Here is a 3,465-nt window from a genome sequence, read left to right as displayed (position 1 = left end):
GGCTCGCTGCGCGGCGCGATCACGCGCGGGTCGCGCAGCGGGGGCGGCGGGACGACGGGGGCAGGCGGAACCTCGGGCATCGGTGGGATGTCCGGGATCTCCCACAGGCCCGGGACGGCCAGGGAGTCGGGGACGGCCGGGGCGTCAGAGACTGGCGAGGCCTGGGGAACCGGCCGGGTGTCAGGAACCGGCGGGGCCTCCCGCACTGGCGGGGTGCCCGAGACGGGCGGCGTCTCCGGGACCGGCGGGATGTCCGGGACCGGTCGGGTGTCCGGAACGGCCCAGACGTCGGGGACGGCCGGGGTGTCAGGGACCGGCGGGGCCTCCCGCACTGGCGGGGTGTCCGGGACGGGCGGGGCCTGCCGAACCGGCGGGATGTCCGGGACCGGCGGGGTCGCCGAGACCGACGGCAGGTCCGGGGCCAGGGGGACCTCCGGGACCGGCCGGGTGTCCGGGGCCGGCGGCAGGTCCGGGACCGGCGGGGTCTGCGGGACGGGCGGGGTGTCCGGGGTCGGTGGCAGATCCTCGTCGTCCACCGGCCGTCGCGGCTGGGGAGTGGCGGCTTCCGTCGCGTCGGTCGCGCCCATCGCGCCGAGGGCCGAGGCGAACCAGTCGTCGACGCTGCCCGTGCTGGGCCGGTGCCTCGTCTCCCGCTCCGACGGGTCGTAGACGGCGTCCCACCAGGCGTCCTCCGCCCGGGCCGTGGGGCTCGGCACGCCGTGGTCACGTGGGTCGCTCATGGTGCTGACGCCTCCGTCCGGCTCCGGGATCGACGCCATTGTCCACGCGCGACGGCTCCGCCAAGCCAGGAACCGACGAATCAGAACCTGTCCGGAGCAAGCGAACGACGGATTCCGGACAATGGTCGAACAGCGTTCCGTTGCCCGGCTACCCGCCGACCGGCCGGTCGAGGCATGATGATCGCTGCAGACCCGCGCGCCGCGCGCCGCGCGAAGGAGGTGGAAAGCAGGGTGCTGGAATTCGTCGGCCTCGACGAACGAGCCGAGTCGGTCTACCGTGCGCTGCTGTCCTCCGGCGCCGCGACACCGGAGGCCCTCGGCGAGCGGCTCTCGCTCCAGCCCTACCTGGTCCAGCAGGCCCTGGCGCAACTGGAGGCGGCGGGGCTCGCCGCCGCGTCCGCCTCGCTGGCCGACCACTACGTCGCCGCGCCGCCGGGGGTCGCGCTGGCTCCGGCGCTGTCGCAGCGGCGGCACGAGCTGCACGAGGCCGAGCGGATCGTCGAGCTGCTGGCGGACGAGTACCGCCGCACCGGCGCGGCCGCCTCCGGTGCGGCCGACCTGGTCGAGGTCGTCTCCGGGGTCTCCGCGCTGCGGCACCGGTTCGAGCAGATCCAGCTCGGCACGGAGAACGAACTGCTGGCGCTCGTCACGGACGCGCCGGTCGCGGTGGGCCCGGAGGAGAACGGCGCGGAGGACATCGTCGTCGCCCGCGGCGTCGCGCACCGGACGGTGCTGGCCCGCGACCGCCTCGCCGACGCGGCGATGATGGACGCGCTGACCCTCGCCCTGGGCCGTGGTCAGCAGGTCCGTGTGGCCGAGCGGGTGCCCACCAAGCTGGTGATCTCGGACCGCAGGCTCGCCATGCTCCCCCTGCTCGCCCTCGGCGCCCCGGGCGAGCCCGCCGCGCTGCTGGTCCGCGCGCCGGGCCTGCTGGAGGCGCTGATCGGGCTGTTCGAGCAGTGCTGGCAGGCGGCCTCTCCGGTGCGGTTCAGTGCCGAGACGGCCGGTCAGGTGGAGGTGGACGCCGACCAGCCGGACCCGGTCGACCTGCAGATCGTCTCCCTGCTGCTCACCGGACTCACCGACGCCAGCGTCGCCAAGCAGCTCGACCTGGGCCTGCGCACCGTCCAACGGCGCGTGCAGCGCCTGATGACGCTGACCGGCGTCAGCACGCGCCTGCAGTTGGGCTGGCAGGCGTACGAGCGCGGCTGGGTGGCCCGTTAGGCTTCGCCCATGCCAGAACCTGTCGATCATGCCGCTCAGGGGTCCCCGTCGTCCGGGCAGCCCGTGGAGACGGCCCAGGTCCAGCGCCTCACCGACGCGGTGACACGGCTGCGCCGCGCGCTGCGCAGCAGTATTCGCACGGACTACCCGTGGGAGGCCCTGCCGATGGCGCAGGTCGAACTCCTGCAGACACTCGCCGCGGCGGGCCCCCTGCGGGTGGGTGAACTCGCCGCGCGGCAGCGCCTCGCGCCCAACACCGTCAGCGGTCTGGTGGGCCGGTTGCTCGAGTCCGGCTTCGTCGACCGTCAGAACGATCCCGGCGACCGCAGGACGGCCCGCATCGGTCTGACCGACGCGGGCCATCGCCAACTCCGCGACTGGCAACGCGCGCACGAGCGTCGCCTGGCCGCCGCGTTGGCGGCGCTGGCGCCGGAGGACAGCGCCGCGGTGCTCAACGCCCTGACGGGCCTGGAGAACCTGGCGGCGGCCCTGGGCGAGGACAGCACCCCGGCCGGCTAGCGGCACGGCGGCGTCGTGTCATCCGCGAGGTCTCAACGGCCCTCGATGCCGAGCAGCGTCTGCTTGGCCTCCAGGCCCGCGGCGAAGCCGGTCAGCGAGCCGTCGCTGCCGACCACGCGGTGGCAGGGCCGGAGGATCAGCAGCGGGTTGGCGCCCACCGCTCCGGCGACGGCGCGGACGGAGGTGGGCGGCAGGCCTGCCGCCTGCGTCAACTCCTTGTAGGTGACCGTGGCGCCGTAGGGGACGTCGTCCAGGGCCCGCCACACGCGGTGGCGGAAGTCGGTGCCGCTGGGCGCGACCGCGAGATCGAACTCCTTGCGCTCGCGCGCGAAGTACTCGTCGAGCTGGGCGACCGCGCCGGCGAGGAGGTCCGGGTCGCGAATCCAGGACGGATCCGGCTCGACCGTGCGGCCCTTCTGCACGGGCGCGTAGACAGAGGTGAGCCGGCCCTTGTCGTCCGACGTCAGTTGCAGTCGGCCCAGCGGGGAGTCCATCGTCGTGTAACGGATCATCACGTGCTCGCTTTCGCATAGGCCTTGAGGGAGCGCTCCGAGGCTGCGGCCTCGGCCGCGGCGACCCAGAGATGGTGCACGGCGTACGAGCGCCACGGCCGCCAGGCGTCGCTGTCCGGTTCACCGGCCGGTCCCGGCGCGCCCGCCGCCCGCAGGCCGTGGCGGACACCGATGTCCGTGGGCAGGTAGGCGTCCGGGTCGGCGAGGGCGCGCATCCGGACGTAGCTGACGGTCCACGGGCCGATCCCGGGCAGGGCCAGCAGCGACGCGCCGGCCTCGTCGCGGTCGACGCCGGGGTCCAGGCGGACGGTGCCGTCGGCCAGGGCCGCGCACAGGCCGCGTACCGCGCGCTGGCGGGCGGCGGGCATGGCGAGGTCGGCGGAGTCGGCCTCGGCGAGGCTCGCCGCGGAGGGGAAGAGGCGGGTCAGGCCGCCGCTAGGCTCGGGCAGCGGCGCACCGTAGCGCGCGGC

4 protein-coding genes and 1 pseudogene are annotated in these 3,465 nt (G+C 75.1%); 2 read left to right on the top strand and 3 right to left on the bottom strand.

Annotated elements, in window-relative coordinates:
* A pseudogene (locus TR48_RS44000) lies at positions 1-740 on the bottom strand (hypothetical protein); the annotation flags it as partial.
* Positions 741-914: 174 nt separating this feature from the next.
* Here TR48_RS44000 and TR48_RS36445 point away from each other — a divergent pair.
* Positions 915-1,964, top strand: a complete 1,050-nt coding sequence (locus TR48_RS36445; RefSeq protein WP_369405630.1) for a helix-turn-helix transcriptional regulator — start codon at positions 915-917, stop codon at positions 1,962-1,964.
* Positions 1,965-1,973: 9 nt separating this feature from the next.
* Positions 1,974-2,483, top strand: coding sequence for a MarR family winged helix-turn-helix transcriptional regulator (locus TR48_RS36440; protein WP_084730055.1), 510 nt, complete (start codon positions 1,974-1,976; stop codon positions 2,481-2,483).
* A 32-nt stretch (positions 2,484-2,515) separates the two neighbouring features.
* Here the strand turns inward: TR48_RS36440 and TR48_RS36435 are convergent, their stop codons facing one another.
* Both TR48_RS36435 and TR48_RS43995 read right to left on the bottom strand, forming a co-directional pair.
* Positions 2,516-2,995: a methylated-DNA--[protein]-cysteine S-methyltransferase gene (locus tag TR48_RS36435; protein WP_042374902.1), complete on the bottom strand. Its 480-nt coding sequence runs from the start codon at positions 2,993-2,995 to the stop codon at positions 2,516-2,518.
* Positions 2,995-3,465 (bottom strand): DNA-3-methyladenine glycosylase family protein (locus TR48_RS43995; protein ID WP_042374900.1); only part of this gene is annotated, 471 nt, incomplete at its 5' end. The genes TR48_RS36435 and TR48_RS43995, both read right to left, overlap by 1 nt.

Source organism: Streptacidiphilus neutrinimicus (assembly GCF_000787815.1).
Classification (GTDB): domain Bacteria; phylum Actinomycetota; class Actinomycetes; order Streptomycetales; family Streptomycetaceae; genus Streptacidiphilus; species Streptacidiphilus neutrinimicus.
Note: the sequence above shows the minus strand (reverse complement) of the source record. Positions and strands in the feature narration are given on the sequence as shown.